Source organism: Bacillus sp. PK3-067 (genome assembly GCF_056738645.1).
In genome coordinates this window covers 1,686,524-1,705,223 of sequence record NZ_CP096490.1, presented here as the reverse complement: position 1 = coordinate 1,705,223, position 18,700 = coordinate 1,686,524, and the positions used below count along the sequence as shown (strand labels likewise).

At 35.8% G+C, this 18,700-nt stretch carries 19 protein-coding genes and 2 other annotated features; of the genes, 3 read left to right on the top strand and 16 right to left on the bottom strand.

What is annotated here, in order from left to right; translation table 11 throughout:
- Window positions 1-7: 7 nt before the first annotated feature.
- From M1D73_RS08905 to ilvE, 3 genes are read right to left on the bottom strand one after another with little or no spacing between them, the layout of a single operon-like run.
- The gene (locus M1D73_RS08905) at window positions 8-238 is read right to left on the bottom strand and encodes an ACT domain-containing protein (RefSeq protein WP_000019912.1); all 231 of its coding nucleotides are present in this window, start codon (window positions 236-238) and stop codon (window positions 8-10) included.
- On the bottom strand, window positions 235-1,950 hold the full coding sequence (gene ilvB, locus M1D73_RS08900; RefSeq protein WP_121868408.1) for an acetolactate synthase large subunit: 1,716 nt from the start codon (window positions 1,948-1,950) through the stop codon (window positions 235-237). Before ilvB ends, M1D73_RS08905 begins: the two co-directional genes overlap by 4 nt.
- Window positions 1,951-1,972: 22 nt before the next feature.
- Window positions 1,973-2,872: a branched-chain-amino-acid transaminase gene (ilvE, locus tag M1D73_RS08895; protein WP_121868397.1), complete on the bottom strand. Its 900-nt coding sequence runs from the start codon at window positions 2,870-2,872 to the stop codon at window positions 1,973-1,975.
- Window positions 2,873-3,023: 151 nt separating this feature from the next.
- Window positions 3,024-3,263: a binding site (T-box leader), on the bottom strand.
- Between the two features lie 546 nt (window positions 3,264-3,809).
- Between ilvE and M1D73_RS08890 the strand changes: the two genes are divergently transcribed.
- Both M1D73_RS08890 and msrA read left to right on the top strand, forming a co-directional pair.
- The gene (locus tag M1D73_RS08890; RefSeq protein ID WP_000911822.1) at window positions 3,810-4,568 is read left to right on the top strand and encodes an SDR family oxidoreductase; all 759 of its coding nucleotides are present in this window, start codon (window positions 3,810-3,812) and stop codon (window positions 4,566-4,568) included.
- Window positions 4,569-4,658: 90 nt separating this feature from the next.
- A complete protein-coding gene (msrA, locus tag M1D73_RS08885) occupies window positions 4,659-5,195 on the top strand; it encodes a peptide-methionine (S)-S-oxide reductase MsrA (protein WP_017657927.1) in 537 nt (178 codons plus the stop codon).
- Between the two features lie 163 nt (window positions 5,196-5,358).
- Here the strand turns inward: msrA and M1D73_RS08880 are convergent, their stop codons facing one another.
- The 5 genes from M1D73_RS08880 to M1D73_RS08860 form a co-directional block, all read right to left on the bottom strand.
- Entirely contained in the window at window positions 5,359-5,559 is a 201-nt protein-coding gene (locus M1D73_RS08880; RefSeq protein WP_000919314.1) for a hypothetical protein, read from the bottom strand.
- Between the two features lie 225 nt (window positions 5,560-5,784).
- The gene (locus tag M1D73_RS08875) at window positions 5,785-6,672 is read right to left on the bottom strand and encodes an RCC1 domain-containing protein (protein WP_074047767.1); all 888 of its coding nucleotides are present in this window, start codon (window positions 6,670-6,672) and stop codon (window positions 5,785-5,787) included.
- 142 nt (window positions 6,673-6,814) lie between these two features.
- The gene (locus M1D73_RS08870; RefSeq protein WP_000387072.1) at window positions 6,815-7,456 is read right to left on the bottom strand and encodes a FusB/FusC family EF-G-binding protein; all 642 of its coding nucleotides are present in this window, start codon (window positions 7,454-7,456) and stop codon (window positions 6,815-6,817) included.
- Between the two features lie 110 nt (window positions 7,457-7,566).
- Window positions 7,567-8,253, bottom strand: a complete 687-nt coding sequence (locus M1D73_RS08865; RefSeq protein WP_001015543.1) for a DUF421 domain-containing protein — start codon at window positions 8,251-8,253, stop codon at window positions 7,567-7,569.
- A 160-nt stretch (window positions 8,254-8,413) separates the two neighbouring features.
- A complete protein-coding gene (locus M1D73_RS08860) occupies window positions 8,414-8,677 on the bottom strand; it encodes a CD3324 family protein (protein WP_000878325.1) in 264 nt (87 codons plus the stop codon).
- 326 nt (window positions 8,678-9,003) lie between these two features.
- Here M1D73_RS08860 and M1D73_RS08855 point away from each other — a divergent pair, with 326 nt between their 5' ends.
- Entirely contained in the window at window positions 9,004-9,708 is a 705-nt protein-coding gene (locus M1D73_RS08855) for a polysaccharide deacetylase family protein (protein ID WP_000726854.1), read from the top strand.
- A gap of 39 nt (window positions 9,709-9,747) precedes the next feature.
- On the opposite strand, the gene M1D73_RS08850 is transcribed toward M1D73_RS08855, so the two are convergent.
- The 8 genes from M1D73_RS08850 to M1D73_RS08815 all read right to left on the bottom strand — a co-directional run bounded on the left by M1D73_RS08850 (window position 9,748) and on the right by M1D73_RS08815 (window position 18,593).
- On the bottom strand, window positions 9,748-11,085 hold the full coding sequence (locus tag M1D73_RS08850; RefSeq protein WP_001088187.1) for a sodium-dependent transporter: 1,338 nt from the start codon (window positions 11,083-11,085) through the stop codon (window positions 9,748-9,750).
- A 299-nt stretch (window positions 11,086-11,384) separates the two neighbouring features.
- Window positions 11,385-11,607 (bottom strand) — a binding site (T-box leader).
- Window positions 11,608-11,850: 243 nt separating this feature from the next.
- Entirely contained in the window at window positions 11,851-12,426 is a 576-nt protein-coding gene (locus tag M1D73_RS08845; RefSeq protein WP_000505546.1) for a hypothetical protein, read from the bottom strand.
- Window positions 12,427-12,449: 23 nt separating this feature from the next.
- Entirely contained in the window at window positions 12,450-13,277 is an 828-nt protein-coding gene (locus tag M1D73_RS08840; protein WP_000523172.1) for a DUF4037 domain-containing protein, read from the bottom strand.
- A gap of 92 nt (window positions 13,278-13,369) precedes the next feature.
- Window positions 13,370-13,882, bottom strand: coding sequence for a GNAT family N-acetyltransferase (locus M1D73_RS08835; protein WP_000771272.1), 513 nt, complete (start codon window positions 13,880-13,882; stop codon window positions 13,370-13,372).
- 78 nt (window positions 13,883-13,960) lie between these two features.
- A complete protein-coding gene (cysK, locus tag M1D73_RS08830) occupies window positions 13,961-14,878 on the bottom strand; it encodes a cysteine synthase A (protein ID WP_121868400.1) in 918 nt (305 codons plus the stop codon).
- A 10-nt stretch (window positions 14,879-14,888) separates the two neighbouring features.
- Complete coding sequence (locus M1D73_RS08825; RefSeq protein ID WP_001149398.1) at window positions 14,889-16,100, bottom strand: MFS transporter; 1,212 nt, start codon at window positions 16,098-16,100, stop codon at window positions 14,889-14,891.
- Window positions 16,101-16,313: 213 nt separating this feature from the next.
- Window positions 16,314-17,573 carry a GTPase HflX gene (gene hflX, locus M1D73_RS08820; protein WP_088322012.1) on the bottom strand — a complete coding sequence of 420 codons (1,260 nt, stop codon included), beginning with the start codon at window positions 17,571-17,573 and terminating at the stop codon, window positions 16,314-16,316.
- Between the two features lie 483 nt (window positions 17,574-18,056).
- Complete coding sequence (locus M1D73_RS08815; RefSeq protein WP_002204811.1) at window positions 18,057-18,593, bottom strand: hypothetical protein; 537 nt, start codon at window positions 18,591-18,593, stop codon at window positions 18,057-18,059.
- Between the last annotated feature and the right edge of the window lie 107 nt (window positions 18,594-18,700).

The following is an 18,700-nucleotide window of genomic DNA, read 5'->3' as shown; positions in this document are numbered from 1 at the left end:
ACACTCCTTATAATTTATTTACTTGCAGAACATCAATTAATTTTTTCAACTGACTAACAAGTAATGTCGCTTCATTTTCAGTACAAACTGCTGTGAGTTTCATTTCAGAAACACCATTAGTATCTCTTTCGTTTAAATGTAAAGAAGAAATATAATAACCACGTCGAGCAAAAATCCCACTTATACGTAATAAGACACTTGGCTCGTTATGAATAACGAGTGAAAAAGTATGACTCATTCTTCCCACCTCTTCATAATCATTTCGTTATTTCCTTTGTTTGGCGGAACCATCGGAAATACGTTTTCACCTTCTTCTACACAAAAATCAACTACGACAGGACCTTCATAAGCAAATGCTTCTAACATCACTTGTTTCGCCTCGGTTGAATTTGTTGCTCTTAATCCCTTTACTCCATAAGCTTCTGCTACTTTCACAAAATCTGGTGATCCAATTTTTGATTCTGATAAACGATTTTCATAAAACATTTCTTGCCATTGCCTTACCATCCCTAAAAATTTGTTATTTATGATAAATACTTTTACAGGGATATTATTTTCAGCAATTGTTTGTAGTTCTTGAATGTTCATTTGAAAAGAAGCGTCACCTGCAATACAAATGACAAGTTCTTCTTTTTTAGCTAGCTGAGCACCGATTGCTGCTGGAAAACCAAACCCCATCGTTCCTAATCCTCCAGAAGTAAGGAACGTCCGAGGTTTTCTTGCTTTATAGAAGTGAGCAGCCCACATTTGATGCTGTCCTACTTCTGTTGTGACAATCGCTTCACCATTCGTTAATTCACTTACTAAGTTGATCACATGCTGTGGTTTTAACTCAGATTCTTTTTGCTTATAAGAAAGTGGATATTCTTCTTTCCATGCCTTTACTTTCTGAAGCCATTCGTCTGTTTGTGTATAAATAGACATATGTAACAACATGTGTAACGCTTTTTTCACATCACCAACAATCGGATGCTCTACAGTTACATTTTTATGAAACTCAGAAGGATCAATATCAATATGTACTTTTTTCGAGTTCGGAGAAAAAAGTTCTAATTTTCCTGTTACACGATCATCGAAGCGAACACCTAATGCAAGTAGTAAATCACATTCTGTTACCGCCATATTAGCAGCGTATGTCCCATGCATACCAAGCATCCCTAGAAACAATGGATCTCCCGGTGGATATGCACCAAGTCCCATTAAAGTTGAAACGACTGGAATACGGTTCTCCCTTGCGAATTCGAAGAGTTCATCGGATCCACCTGAATGAATGACACCTCCTCCAATATAAAGAAGTGGACGCTTTGATTTTGAAATTGCTTTAGCCACCTCTCTAAGTTTCATGCTGTCTGGTACAAGTTCTGGTTTGTACCCCGGAATATCAACTTCTTCATTAAAGAAACTGGTGACTTTTGCATTTTGAACATCTTTTGGAATATCGATTAATACTGGTCCCGGTCGTCCGCTTTTGGCGATGTAAAAAGCTTCTTGCACAACTTGTGATGCATGATTTACATCACGAACTTGGTAATTATGCTTCGTAACAGGTACTGTAATTCCGACAACATCCGCTTCTTGAAATCCATCTTTACCAATTAAAGGCGTCGCAACTTGACCGGTAATGACAACTAAAGGAATCGAATCCATATAAGCGTCTGCTAAGCCCGTAACTAAATTTGTCGCCCCTGGGCCAGAGGTAGCAAAGACTACCCCGACCTTTCCAGAAGCTCTCGCATATCCTTCAGCCGCATGAATGGCAGCTTGCTCATGACGAGTTAAAACATGTTTCAAACCACTTTCGTATAACGCATCGTATACTGGTAAAATCGCTCCGCCTGGATAGCCGAAAACGGTCGTTACACCCAATTTCTTCAAACATTGAATCACGTGCCCAGCGCCTGTCATTTCTTCATACTGTAACTTCTCATACGCTGTATACTGCTGCTTCATTTCCATTAACTCCTCTCCTTATTTATGCTAAGCTTTCCGTCAGCCCGGGAACACGTACTCCTCTTTCTCTCGTTAATTTTTTAAATTCTTCGGTCAATTGTTTCGTTACACTTCCTGGTTTCCTATCTCCAATTTCTCTGGAATCAACTTTTACAACTGGAATTAACTCCGCTGCTGTTCCTGTTAAAAATACTTCATCCGCTACATATACATCATGGCGAGTGAACGGTCTTTCCTCACACGGAATACTCAGTCGCTCACATAGCTCGATAACACTATTTCTCGTAATACCTTCTAATGCTCCTAAATAGGATGGCGGGGTTAATACTTTTCCATCTTTCACAACGAAAACATTATCACCAGAACCTTCACAAACATATCCTTGTTGATTTAACATAAGAGCCTCTAACACTCCTGCTTGTGCTGCTTCAATTTTTACAAGTACGTTATTTAAATAATTCATTGACTTAATACGTGGATCTAACGCATCTGGCGTATTACGTCTTGATGCAACAGATACAACGCTTAGCCCATTATCATAAAATTCTTGTGGGAATAACTTTAATTGTTCTGCAATGATAATTACGCTCGGCTTCACACAACTTCTCGGATCGAGCCCTAAGTCACCTTTTCCTCTTGAGACAATTAAGCGAATGTAAGCATCAGTATATTCGTTTTTTTGGAGTGTATGTAAAACTGCTTCTTCCATTTCTTCTACCGTCATTGGAATTGTTAGTAAAATAGATTTCGCTGATTCATACAATCGTTTCACATGTTCTTTTAAACAAAATACATTTCCTCCGTAACTACGAATCCCTTCAAATACACCGTCTCCGTATAAAAAACCGTGATCATATACTGAAACAACTGCCTTTTCTTTTTCTACAAATTCCCCATTCATGTAAATGTACTGGTTTCCCATCTCACATCGCTCCTCTTTTTTTCTCTATTTTTTGCAATCTATTTCTACATCGATTGCTGAGATGAGTTTTTTTAACAGAATATTCAGTATATAAACCTTAAAAATATACTCGTCTCAACAATCGATTACTTACATACTTGTAGCAATCCATTGCTGAGACGAGGGAATCGTGGTACCACTCAGCTTCCTTATACTTCTCACGAAATATAAGCTCTGCAAGTCCAATTAGACTTTTGTTTTTCTATCGGGAACAACCCCGCTACTTTTTACTAGTTTTCAAAAGTAGTGCTCCAAGGTGATTTTCAATGAGTGAATTGTTACCACCCTCACAGCCTCGGGGCAGCTCTCTGAAACAATCTTTATCATTTACTCTCCTCTTCTACGCATTCTCTTCTTCTATTTTTAAAAATAAAAACTCTCGCCTCAGCAATCAACTACTACAATTTAGTAGCTTTGATTGCTGAGGCGAGAGTTTCGCGTTACCACTCAGCTTCCTTATACTTCTCACGAAATATAAGCTTTGTAGGTCCAATCAGACCTCCGTCCTTTTACCGGAGACGATGCCGCCGCCCTCTACTCAGTTTCCCTTTCGCAAGCGATGCTCCGAGGTGATCTTCAATGATTCGATTGTTACTACCCTCACAGCCTTGGAGTAGCTCTCTGAAACGATCATAATCATCTACTTTCCTCTTCTTTGCATATACAACATATAAAGTTAGAAAATTCTTAATTAACTTTTATTTGTTACACGTATTATAGGACGTTGTTCTTTTCGTTGTCAATATGTTTTTTTCAAAAAAATCAAAATTCATTCTATTTATTTTTTCTCAAATCAAAATTGGAATGCATTACTTACATACACTCATATATTACTTAAGTATGTTTGCATTACTACATAAAGAAAAACTTATAAAGTTTATGAGGAGATGAGGAAACTATGTTAAAAGGGAAAGTAGCGTTAGTTACAGGAGCAAGCCGAGGAATTGGACGAGCGATCGCTAAACGTTTAGCAAATGACGGTGCATTGGTTGCTGTTCATTACGGTAGTCGAAAAGATGACGCTGAAGAAACTGTTCATGAAATTCGATCAGATGGTGGCCAAGCTTTTTCTATCGGCGCAAATCTAGAATCCTTACACGGTGTAGAAAACCTTTATAACGCTTTAGATACTGAATTACAAAAGCGCACTGGTGAAACACAATTTGATATTTTAATAAACAATGCTGGCATTGGTCCTGGTGCTTTTATTGAAGAAACGACTGAACAGTTTTTTGATAGAATGGTTTCAGTAAATGCAAAAGCTCCATTCTTTATCATTCAACTAGCACTACCACGTTTACGTGACAATAGCCGAATTATTAATATTTCATCCGCTGCCACCCGCATTTCTTTACCTGATTTTGTTGCATATAGTATGACGAAAGGCGCTATTAATACAATGACTTTTACGCTAGCAAAACAGCTTGGAGCACGAGGAATAACGGTGAATGCAATACTTCCAGGATTTATTAAAACAGATATGAATGCAGAACTCTTGAGCGACCCGATGATGAAGCAGTACGCTACTACTATTTCCGCTTTCAATCGCTTAGGTGAAGTAGAAGACATTGCCGATACTGCTGCATTCCTTGCTTCTCCAGACAGCCGCTGGGTTACTGGACAATTAATTGATGTGAGCGGAGGATCTTGTTTGTAAAAAACATATATTTTCAAATCTTTTTTATTGCGCAATAAAACAATTTATATAATACTATATAAAACATATACATTTAGGAGGATTACAGCAATGTCCGAAAAAACATACGAACTCGCAACCTTCGCAGGCGGTTGCTTTTGGTGCATGGTAAAACCATTTGATGAACTTCCTGGTATTCATAAAGTACTTTCTGGCTATGCAGGAGGTCATGTAGAAAACCCAACATATGAACAAGTAAAAGCTGGAACATCTGGACATTTAGAAGTTGTTCAAATTACATTCGATCCTTCTATTTTTCCTTATCAGAAATTACTAGACTTATATTGGCCACAAATCGATCCAACTGATGATGGCGGACAATTTTTTGACCGTGGTCCATCTTATCGTACCGCTATTTTTTATCATAACGAAACACAAAAAGGGCTTGCTGAAAAATCAAAACAAGCTCTTGCAGAAAGCGGTATGTTTAAAGATCCAATCGTGACTGAAATTCGTCCTACTGCACCTTTTTACGAAGCAGAGGAATACCACCAACATTTCTATAAAAAGAATCCAGAGAAATATGCTACTGAGCAAAAAGAATCTGGGCGTGAAGACTTTATAAAAGAAAATTGGCAAAAAAAATAATAAAAACGCATCGTGCTTTTTTAGTACGTTGCGTTTTTATTTTTGATAAAAGTACCATACAATTAACAGAACAATTGCTGTTAGTGACCAAAGTACTATCTCGTTTTTCACTCCATTCTTTTTCTTAGTCATTTCATTCCCTCCTAATAACTATTAAACATATTCAATTTTTTCTTTGTTTAATTGTCCATCTTATATACGTGAATACATCCTTACAAATTCTAATAGCAAGACCACCAATAATTCCGATTGCAATGGAAATTACTAGCATCTGTCCAAAACTAAAAGAATTTGTGTACATTATGTAGAGAACGATACATATAAGTAAAACATCCGGTAAAGAAAGTAAAAACCTTTTAAGCATTCCTTTATCTCCTCTATACTTTTTAATTTATATCTTCTACTGTAATTTTGAAATAAAATTTGTTCAAAAATTCCATTTACACCCTCATTTTATGAAAAATAATAAGAATCCCTTTTCAAAAGAGATTCTTATTCAGCAGATTTAAGTTTAATTATTTTCTACATATCCTATTCCATAATTACTCCTAAAATAGAATAATATTACTAATGATTTATTGTAAATTGACTATTTGCCAGGTAACCGAATGTCGCGCCAGCTAACTACATCGCATTGGCCAAATTCATTATTACCTACCGCGATCACCGTGCCGTCTGATTTTAGTCCGACTGTATGTGCACAACCAGCCGCTATCGCTACAATATCTCTCCAATCACTTACGTTACATTGACCATACTCATTCCAACCCACTGCCACCACGGTACCGTTTGATTTAAGTCCGATTGTATGATTCGTACCAGCCGCTATTGCTACAATATCTCGCCAGCCACTTACATCACACTGGTTATGTTTATCATTCCCCACTGCTGTCACCGTACCGTCTCGTTTAAGACCAACAGTATGAAGATACCCAGCCCTGACCGCTACAATACCTCGCCAGCTACTTACATTGCATTGACCATATCGATTATTCCCCACAGTCGTCAATGTGCCGTCCAATTTAAGACCGACTGTATGCCAGTCACCCGCTGTGACTGCCACAATACCTTGCCAACTGCTTACATTGCATTCTCCTTCTTTATTTCGGCCCACCGCTACTACCGTGCCATCCGATTTCAGGCCAATAGTACGACGCCACCCTGCCGCAACCGCTACAATATTATGCCAATCGTTTACATCACATTGTTCATGCTTATTCCAACCCAGTGCTACCGCAGTACTGTCACATGTAAGACCGATTGTATGAGCATTACCCGTGTTCGTTGCCATATGAACATTGCCCACTGCGACTGCTTCAATATCTCGCCAGCCACTTACATTACATTCCCCTTCTTTATTCCGGCCCACCGCTACTACCGTGCCATCCGATTTCAGGCCAACTGTATGAAAACGCCCCGCCGCTATCATATCTTTGGGCCATCGCTTCACTTTTTCTTTCGATAAAAGGTAATCCATGTTTTACCTCCTTGCATATAAGCAACTGTATCATAATAGATATTTTTATCAAATTTCATTATAAATCTACATTTACAAAGAAAGCTTATTTTACTTCTTCAAAAAATAAAAACCTCCAGTTTAAATACTAGAGGTTTTCTCGTTATTTCTTCAATCGCTCAATAAAATCATGTAATTTATCAAGTGACTTCATATTCTGATTGCAAGCTACACCATCTTTGCAAATGTAGTTTCCCTTTTTAACGAAAGTTCCTGGTACATCGCCTTTAATTTCAACTAAAAACATTCCTACTTCTTCATGTCCATGACATAACGAACAAATGCTTTTTTTATTTAAACTTTGGAACGTTCCTTGCAGACCAACAAATTTATTTTTATCATTTTTCGCTATAATAAATTTCCTGCTTGACCCCTTATCAATCCAGCTTAAATAAGATATTTCTTTCATATCCATTTCTTCCATATCAGGAAGTTTTAACTTTTTCGCTTTAGGAAATAATTTTTTTAATGTTTGTGCTGTAACTTCTTGAAACGGAATTACATACGGATTTATTTTCATTAAAAATGATTCTGCATCTTCTCTATTTTGAACTGTTAATACCGTATCAATTAACTCTTTCTGTTCATCCGTTAAATTCTCAAATACATGTATTATCTTTTCAATCGCAAGCGATTTTAACGCTTGAATTACACCTCTATCATTTGCCGTTGCATGCCCGTTTGCTAAAATATAAGCTTGTGATTTTATAAAATTATATTGATCACTTCTAATAAACGCTTCCATCTTTATCACTCCATACAAATTGTTGATCTAGTTTTATTGTATACAATGATTACATTTTTTGATATGTAAAAGATAACTTAGAAACAAACATTACATATATCACTTATTCTCTACCGCTGCATTTCCTGACAAAAGAAGCCATCATCTGTTTTCCATTCCGCATATAATACGTCTTCAAATTTAGTAATTCCTTTTTGCTTTATTTGTTTATAAAGCCATCCTTCATCAAATCCCGCTTCCCTCAAATTATCCTTAACTACTTTTCCATCACTAATTAATGAAATTGGTAAGTATACAGGCTTATGTTTTAAACTTAAATCATTTATAGTAGGAGATTCGTATTTACTTTTTTTCAGAACGCTTATGTTTCCGTTCGGTTCCAATATCATATATTCAACTTCTCGGATTGAAAATATATCTTTTTGTTGCCTAAGCATTTGTTGTAATTGGTTTATATCCAAATGATTTACGCTTAATTGTTCACGATCAATCTTTCCGTTACGAATAATAATTGAAGGATACCCTTCAAAAAACCTTCTTGTTCCTCTTACTTTTTGTGTTATCACTTCTATAGTATAAATTAAAATTACCCAAACAAATACTGAATATAAAATAGACCATACTTTAATTTTAGGATCATATATTGAATTTCCAACGAGCTCACCTAGGACGATTGCAGAAATAAAATCAAATGGCGTTAGCTGAGATATTTGTGTTTTCCCTAATATTTTTGTAGCAATTAATAGAACAAAAAAACCAACTAAAAGCTCTATCGTTATTTGTCCAATATGATTCATATATGTTCACCTTTCTACTTTTCAAGTGCTCTGTATACCATTTAATAAAAAAACGGCACATTTTTTCTATTATCATGCCCGTTCACACCTCATATATCCAATACACATAAAACAAAAAGAGTCTGATTCAAAGTAATATATGAATCAGACTCTTTTCCTCTTATTTAGAATACACAATCTTTTTAATCGTTTCCCCAGAAAGAAAATATTCTTCTGCAAGTTGATGAATAGCAATCCCACTTTTAAACGCTTCTTTAATTGCTTTATTTCTTTCATCTAGTTGTTTTCTTCCGCCAGATCGTGTACCCCATTTATAATGTTTCGTTTCTTGTTTCGGAATGTAAATTGTTTCACCTTGTATATACTTTTGAATTTCAGTAATTAAACTCTCTGGTAAAACAGCATTAGCTTTTACGTATTTCATTTCTGCTCGCCCCTTATTTTTTATGGTTCATTTCAATAAGGTGCAAAGCCAAATATAAAAAATGATACGAGCTCATATAGGCGATTGTATATTACTTGTCTACCTCACGCAAAGTATCGCCATTTCCATACTTGGCTTTGCATGAGACGTTGCAGTGTCTGGCAATTGAATTATAATCGCCATATAAACACCTCCTAATATACCTTTTGCATTTTATTATATGATAAATTCCTTCTCCTTGCATCCACACCCTTCTTAAAGCACGATATTACTTAGTTTGATATAATACTTTTTAACTGAATTAAAAATCATTGTGAGGTTACATTATGAAGAAAAAAATTATCATTACAATCGTTACACTATTCTTTATTATCACGGCATTATTCGGAACATACAAATTTATGAACGCAAGAAGCTTTCAATTATTTGGAGATTTAACACAACGCGTAGAAACAAATGAAAAAGTGATTGCTTTAACTTTTGATGATGGCCCTACTAACAATGTAAAACAAATATTACCGCTACTAGATAAATACAACGCTAAAGCTACTTTCTTTTTAATTGGAAATGAATTAGAGCAAAATTTATCGTTAGGAGAAGCTATCGCGCAATCTGGGCACCAACTCGGAAACCATACATATTCTCATAATAGAATGGTTTTCAAAACACCTTCTTTTATTAAAGATGAAATAGAAAAAACGAATTCATTAATCCGCCAAACAGGATTTACAGACGAAATTGATTTTAGGCCCCCTAACGGTAAGAAGTTAATAGGGCTGCCATATTATTTAAATAAAAACAATATCGAAACAATCACATGGGATCTTGAGCCCGATACTTTTTATAAATCTGCGGCTGATAAAATTAAATACGTTAATAAAAATGTAAAACCAGGTTCTATCATTTTACTGCACTCTATGTATGATGAGTCAAATGAAAATTTACAAACGATTGAAGGTATTTTAGATTCTTTATCTAAGAAGGGCTATCAGTTCGTAACAGTAAATGAATTGCAAAAAAGAACAAAATAAAAAGGTAGCGTATCTTTGTATGATACGCTACCTTTCTTTTTATATAATGCCAAGTACATTTAAGAATACGATAATAATCGCAATTGGTGCGATATAACGAAGTAAGAATAACCATAATACGAATAGTTTATAACCTTTATTTTTACTTACACCTAGCTCTTTCATTAATACATCTTTCTTCATTTTTAAAGGAACAAAGATAGAAACTAATAATACACCAAGTGGCATTAATACGTTACTTACTGCATAGTCCGCTAAATCAAAGACTGTCTTCCCGAAAATCTTCAGATCACTTAATATACCGAATGATAATGCTGATGGTACCCCAACAACGAAGATTAATAACCCTACGATTAAGGCCATTTTTTCACGTTTCCCTTTACCTTTTGATGTTAACGATGCAACACTAATTTCTAACATCGAAATTGCTGATGTAATCGTAGCGAAGAAGAATAGTAATAAGAAAACGATGAAGAATAATTTTCCGAATGCCATTTTACTGAAAATAGCTGGCAATACGATAAATAATAGTCCTGGTCCTTGAGATGGTTCCATCCCAAATGCGAACACAACTGGGAAAATTGCAAGTCCTGCAAGTAATGTAATAACAAGAGTTAAGGCTACGATAGAAAATGCTGAACGTGGTAAGCTTTCTTCTTTCGGTAAGTATGAGCTATACGTTACCATAACGGCTACCCCAACAGATAATGAGAAGAACGATTGCCCCATTGCGTATAAAATAACTTCTGATGTTACATGTGAGAAATCAGGTTGTAAGAAGAAACGAACGCCTTCTCCAGCACCATCTAACGTAAGTGCACGAACGATTAATACAAAGAATAAAACGAATAGTGCTGGCATGAAATATTTATTTACTTTTTCAACACCATTTTGTACACCTTTACTTACGATGAAAATAGTAATAAGGATGAATAATAGCTGTGATCCAACTGCTAAATATGGATTGGAAATGATTTCACCAAACGTAGCTTCGTATGCTCCATTTCCTTCCCATAGTCTACCTGTAATTGCATTCCATAAATATAATAAAATCCAGCCTCCTACAACACTGTAGAAAGAAAGTAATATGAAACATGTTACAATTCCTAATTTACCTAACCAAGGCCATAACGTTTTAGGAGCAATCTCTCTATATGCATCGACAGCCTCTTTTTGTGTACTTCTTCCAATAACAAATTCAGCTAATAATAGCGGTAAACCAATTAATAATGTGAAACCGATGAAAATTAGGAAGAACGCTCCGCCTCCTCCAATGCCGGCCATATATGGGAATTTCCAAATCGCCCCAAGACCAATTGCCGAACCTGCTGCAGCTAATACGAAACCTAATTTCGATGTCCATTGCTGTGAATTCATTTGTTAATCTCCTCTCTATCTCTTTTTCTTTGTTACAATTCGGTATTTATATTGTTCTATCAATACTCTTTTCTAATACGTTCACTTCCTCCCTAATAATAAAAAAACGCCCCTACGTAAATACGTAGGGACGACAAAATTATCGCGGTACCACCCTAGTTGTGAAGAACACTAAGAAACCACCTAAATAAAAACGCCCCTACGCAAAAACGTAGGGACGATAAAATATCGCGGTACCACCCTAGTTATGAAGCCACACCAAAGTTAGGACCTAAATAAAAAACGTCCCTACGTAAATACGTAGGGACGATAAATATCGCGGTACCACCCTAGTTGTGAAAAAATCTTCACCACTTTATTTGATAACGGTATAAACTACCGTCTTTCATTTCCTCAAAATATGAGATTTATGAAAGATGCTCCAGGACGAACTTCACGAATAATCTATATACTGATTCACACCAACCATCAGCTCTCTGAAATAGGGAGATATTCACTACTATACCCTTTCATTGCCCAAATATTATTTTCCGAATTGATTACTATCATTTTTATCACACATTAAAAATAGTGTCAACTTATATTTCGAATTTTTATGTATTACAATCTATTTAAAAATTCGAAATATAAGTTTTAGTTTAGAAAACAAGTAGCTTAGTACATAACGAATTCTAACAGGCAATAGAAAAAGAATTACGTATTATTGATACTTATTCAATAATACAAATCATCTAGAAACATAACCTGTCTCTCTGTATTCATTTTTTAAGAGTTTGATGGATACCAAGAAAATTTCGCATCACTATCCAGTGGTCTATTTTTCGTTTCTTCTTTAATTACACGAAACCATTCATTTAGAATTTGAGTTTTGGGCAATTGAGCAGCAAGGCTATCTTCCCAAATTACATGTGAGAACCAGGCTTTCGTTTCCCATTCAAACTGCAATTGTGCGAACGAAATTATAGGGTGATCAGCTCCACGAAATTGCTCATTTACTGCATTTGAAACTTCTGGAGCTTGCGGTAACAACTCGTTCTGAATTCTATTTCTTATCGTCTCATTTTCTAGCTGATCCCAGAAATACAATTGCCCATTTATTTGATAAAAAATATCAAATGAAGCCTCACCTTTCTTCAAATTCAATAACACGAAGGCACGTTCCACATCATTGTCAGCCGCTTTTACAGCATTAACAATTATATTTTGTGCCATTGATACCCAGTAACTAGTCGCTTCCTCTACCGGTGATTCAACATACAATTCTTCACTTAATTCATGAAGAGTAGCTTCTTGCTCATTTACTTTTTCAACTTTTTTAAAAAACCTATTAAAAAACCCCATAACTTCCCCCTTATTACTATTTTCTATTTCACAAAATAAAAAATAGATTTTTCTTGCTCATCCACATTTACTCCTGGCGCGTATGTATGAACTTGTTGCAACACTTCTTCTATTAGCAACTCTAACTCCTGCACACTTTTTTCTGGATTCCCTATTAATGTGTCCGCCATACGTTCATATAATTTTTCAGGTTTAATAGTCATTCGTTCCACATTATTAGGCATCCATTTAAACGCTGGATGATGTACGTACATTTTATTCAAACCAAATAAAACACCGAATATGTTCCTTTGTACTTCGCAAATAACGTCATAAAGCATAAGCCAATCTTTCCGTTTTAAAAGCGCCTTTCGATTGTGCCAACGATTACTTAACCATAGATTTTCTGAAATCATCCGTTTTGCTAGTTCATCTGGATATGCCGCTACTTTTTCTTTTAATTCATTCACTTTCCCTTCTCCATACAAACTAACACCATCATGAATGGATGATACAATACATTGTTTTTCATAACTTATATCATATTGATCCACCACATCCGAAATCACTTTCTCTACTGTCTCTGTTAAAAAGTTACTAATCTCTAATTTAATTCCCTCTTTCGTTAAATACGTTTCCGACCATTCTTCTTCCTCATACGGATGATACGATAATATTGTCCCATCAATATGATGAATAGGGGCCCTACGATCCTCATCTTCTGGCGGTGTTGACCATAAAATATGTAATTCTATATCTGAATGTTCATCTTCAAGCTTTCTAGCTACTGAACCCGCTAAAATAATAGCTTCTACTTTCGGATTTTTCCTATAAATCTCTGACATCTCTATCGCTTTCTCTTTTAATCCCATTTCATTTCCCCCTAAAATTGCAGTAATCCCCTACATTTCATTTATCTATTTCGATATTACAGCTTGCATTACCTTTTCAAATTCCTACTTAATCATATTTCTATCCAATAGCGCTGAATAACTTCACCAGTACGAGAAGAAACTACTTCATTTTCTAACACACCTCCAACCTTTTGAATCGTTTTAGCAGAACCAATATTGGATTTATCGCAAGTTATTAATACTTTCTGCAATCCTAATTTTTGCGCTTCAACTAATGCAAGTTGTAGTTGTTTCGTAGCGTAACCGTGGCGACGTTTATTCGGATGGACACTATATCCAATATGACCGCTTTCCCGTAATAATTCTGGATTTAATCTATGTCTAATATTCACAAAACCTATAAGTTCCCCTTTTTCAAAACTTAAAAACTGACTAGATGGCACTCGATTAGCTAGTAAATTTTCTCCTAGTTCTTGTTTACTCACTTTTTCAAACCATTCATCAAGAGAATCAAAGTTTTGTAAAGAACTACTTCCATGTGGTTGTTCCCCTGAGTGTAAAAACGCTTGTCTATACGCCGTAATATGCTCACTATATTCATGGATTGGTTTTAATAGTTTCATTGTTCTTCTCCCCCTCTTCATTCCATAAAACAAACACCTTAATAGCAGCTATTCACTATTAAGGTGTTTCTATCCTTTTTATTCAAATAACCCCATGCTTAAATAACGTTCACCTGTATCAGGCGCAATACATAAAACTTTTTTACCAACGCCTAGGCGTTTCGCTATCATGATTGCAGCGTAAACAGATGCTCCAGAAGATGGCCCAACTAATAATCCTTCTTGTCTAGCTAAGTTTCTCATTGTCGTTAAAGCCTCTTCATCTGCAATTTGAATAATTTCGTTATACACTTCTGTATTTAAGTTTTTCGGAATAAATCCTGGGCTTGTTCCTACTAGTTTATGAGGACCTGGTACACCACCGGATAAAACGGGAGATCCTTTCGGTTCCACTACTGCAATATATAAGTTTGGCAATTTCTCTTTTAACGTTTCACCAGTCCCTGTAATCGTTCCGCCTGTTCCTGCCGTTGCAACAAAAGCATCAAGCTCTCCATCCATTTGTTCGTAAATTTCAAGTGCAGTCGTATAACGGTGAATATTCGGATTAGCTGGATTTTCAAATTGTTGCGGGATAAAACTATTCGGTATTTGTTTTTGCAGTTCTAACGCCTTCGCAATTGCTCCTGGCATTCTTTGTTCTGCTGGTGTTAAAACTACTTCTGCTCCGTATGCTTTCAATAAATTAATACGCTCTTTTGACATATTATCTGGCATAATTAAAATCGCTTTATACCCTTTAGCTGCTGCATTCATCGCTAAACCAATCCCTGTATTCCCGCTTGTCGGTTCAATAATTGTATCTCCTGGTTTGATGAAACCATTTTCTTCTGCAACGTGAAGTAAATTATAAGCAGCACGGTCTTTCACACTGCGCGATGGATTAAACATTTCTAGTTTCACATACACATCTGCTGCGTCTTCCGGAATAAATTTAGATAATCGGACGACAGGTGTATCTCCTATTAATTCCGTAACGTTTTCACACAATTTCATAGCGCATCCCCTATTCTATCGTTTTCTTATCACTTGGCAGTAACCATGAAGTGAGTCCAATTAATGGTAGACAACTACATAATAGCATAATAAATTGCAGGCTATATATATCTGCTAATTTCCCAAGAACTACAGCACCTAATGCTCCAAGTCCAAATGCAAGACCTACGATTAATCCTGACACCATTCCCACTTTTCCAGGCACAAGCTCTTGTGCATATACAACAATTACACTAAAACTACTTGAACTAATAAAACCGATACATAAAAATAACGGTACGACCCACACAAGTGAGACATGTGGTAATAACAGTGCAAGTGGCGCTGAACCTAACATTGAAAATACGATGATATTTTTCTTACCAAATCGATCTGCTAACGGTCCTCCGAAGAAAGTGCCTAACACACCAGCAATCATAAATGCGAATACGAAATACTGGGCATTTTTTATAGATAAACCGTAATGCTCTATTAAGTAAAATTGATAGAAATTCCCGATACCAGCACCGTACCAAGAGCGTACAAAAGTAAGAAAAACAAGAAGTATAATAACGAATTTAATGTGTGTACTTACAATTGCATTTTCCGCCTCAAGTGCAGCCCTCTTCTTCCTTCTTACAGCACCGGTTGCTAATTCATTTTTGTACCAATTCGATACGAAAATTAATAATGCAATTCCTACTGCTGCAAATGCTGTAAAACCTAATGAACCAATTTGACCGAGTGGAACGAAAATTAGCGCTGTAAAAATAGGAGCTAGAGAATTCCCCGTGTTTCCCCCAACTTGATAAATTGCTTGCGCTAACCCTCGTTTTGCACCTGCCGCCATATACGCAACACGAGCGCCTTCTGGATGAAAGACTGCGGAACCTAAACCAATAAATAAAACAGAAATAATAACAATAATAAAGTTTGGTGCAAACGCGAGTCCAATCATTCCAAGCATACTTGAAAACATGCCGAGTGGTAATAAAAATGGTGACGGCTTCTTATCTGAATACATACCAAACACCGGTTGCATAATCGATGACGTCATATTTAATGCAAACGCAATCCACCCTACTTGCATATAGGATAAATTCATCGTTTTTTCCAAAATAGGAAACAACGCCGGCACAACTGCTTGCATCGAATCATTTAAAAAATGCCCAAAGCTAATCGCAAATAAAATTCGATATATTGTCGGTGTTTCTACAGTTTTTTTGTGTGAAACTGCCTGCATATGTGAATCTCCCCTTTCTGTACAAAATATATATTTATTACAGTAGGTGTAATAAATTCTGACTTTTGAAACATTTCTATTCTATACTGCTTTCATTTCTTTTTCCAGAAATATAACTTAACTCCCGTCATTGGCTTGCATCCTTGTAACTTTCAGCGGTAAAACAGTACAAAAAAAAAGACAACCCAATCACATACTGGGTTGCCTCTTACATTAAATTGCAAAATGCTTATACTTCTCGTAATCACTCGTCTTACATTCTATTTGTAATTTGGTACCTTCGTTTTCGTAACTCGTAGATAAAACGTGTGCATGATTATTGAAATACGAAACTACCTGTCCTTGATCATATGGAATTAACATTTCACACTTCGTATATTCTTTATAGATGTGTGAGCGAATGATTTCTACAAGTTCTTCCATTCCAACATGTTTCTTCGCTGATAAATAAACGCGATCTTCTTGCACTTTCGGAATTTCAACATCTACCATATCTGATTTATTATAAGCATAGATCGTTGGAATATTTTCTACTCCAATCTTCTTTAACGTTTCATTTGTAATATCAATTAATTGTTCATAATTTGGATTTGCGTAATCTACAACGTGAATAAGTAGGTCTGCTTCCGCTACTTCTTCTAACGTTGAACGGAACGCCTTCACAAGATGATGTGGTAATTTACTTACAAATCCAACTGTATCTGTTAATAAAAATGATTTATTATCTGGCAAATCAATATTTCGTACAGATGTTTCTAACGTCGCGAATAACATATCTTTTTCAAATACTTGTTTTTCTTCTGTACCATTATAAATTTCAAGCATTGCATTCATCGTCGTTGACTTTCCTGCATTCGTATAACCTACTAATGCTACAACAGGTATTTCATTTTTCTTACGCTGCTTTCGCTGTGTTTGACGCTGGGCAACGAGCGCTTCTAAATCTTTATTCAAAACTGAAATTTGTTCTTCAATTTTACGACGGTCTAACTCTAACTTCTTTTCACCGACACCTTTATTTTTCGTACCAACGCCGCCGCTCTGTCTCCCTAACGATTCACGAAGACCGATTAAACGAGGCATCATATACTGAAGGTGTGCTACTTCTACTTGTAGCTGTGCTTCTTTCGTTTTCGCACGTTGCGCAAAAATATCTAAAATTAAAATGGTACGATCAATTACCTTACAATCTAAATCCTCTTCTAAATTTCGAATTTGTGAAGGAGATAATTCATCATTAAAGATAACCATATTCGCATCTATTTCTTGTACATACGCTGCAACTTCTTCAATCTTTCCTTTTCCGATATAATGCGATGGATTTACTCGTTGTAAATTTTGCGTTACTTGCCCAATTACCTCTACATCACAAGCTTCCGCAAGATTTGTTAACTCTTCCATCGAATATGCAAAATCATCTTCATTACCTACATTTACTCCAACTAAAACTGCTCTTTGTAATACTTCTTCCATATATTTATTCCTCCATTTCGATTACGTAAAATAAAAAACACAGGTCGCTGCCTGTGTTTTCGTAAACGGATAAGGGTTCACCAAAGAAATAGAAGAAAGCTATGCTTTCATCCTATTTTATAGTCAAAAAGTCCCAAGATTGTATACGTATCCACAGTAAGTGTTCACTTATACAACCCCATTCTATTTATAAAGGCAAAACAAAAAGAGGGCGTATTCGTCCCTCCCTCTTTTTCACATATAAGCTTAATAAAGGGTTCCTTTAAAATAGGCAGACCAATCCCGTTCACTCTGTACACAGACAGAGCCTTTGAGCGCTATTCAATTATTGGCACAAAGTATTGAGACGTAATCTGATTAAGATCAAAGGAAGCCCCTCCGTTCATTTTAAGTTACATAAAGTGTAGCATAAGTAATTCGCTTTCACAAGGTTTAACAACCTATATCACACGAAAGAAAATCTTTATATTTTTACTTTAATCGTCATTTTTTGCGAGTTTTTCTCACAATAAAAATAACAAAAACAATCATCAATAACAAACCAATGGAAATAATAGCAACTTGCCGCCAATTTAAACCGCTCACCATCTCACCTTTTAAATCCACTTTCTTCGTCGGAACAGACTCTTTTGCAATTTGACTTAAAGCCGCTTTGTCCGCCCCTGCCTCATCCAATCTCTTCGTTCCACTACAACTATTTGTGTGTAATTGTTTTTCTGATCCTCTTTGAGTAGAAAATACTAAGTACTCCCCTCCTTCTACAAAGCGAAACATACAATCACCACCCTTTGTATATACGATAATTTGCGAAGAAGTTGTCCCTTTCCAAATTTTCTTCACTTCAAATAACACTTCAGTTCCAACCCCTGCTTTCCTTCCAACCTCAATTACTTTTCCCTCAAACACTACATCGTTTTTTTGAAATGCATCTTCTGTTGATACTTTAATACAATCACAAGCATAAGATTTCTCTGGAAAAATAATAAGAATAAAGCTACAAATGATGACGACAGGAAACATTTGTAAAATCCTTTTCAAGGAGCTCAACTCCCTTCATTATCAATTTTAGAAACTTCTCGTATATTATTTTTACAGCACTCGCCAAATTCCTTCATAGTAAGTTAAGT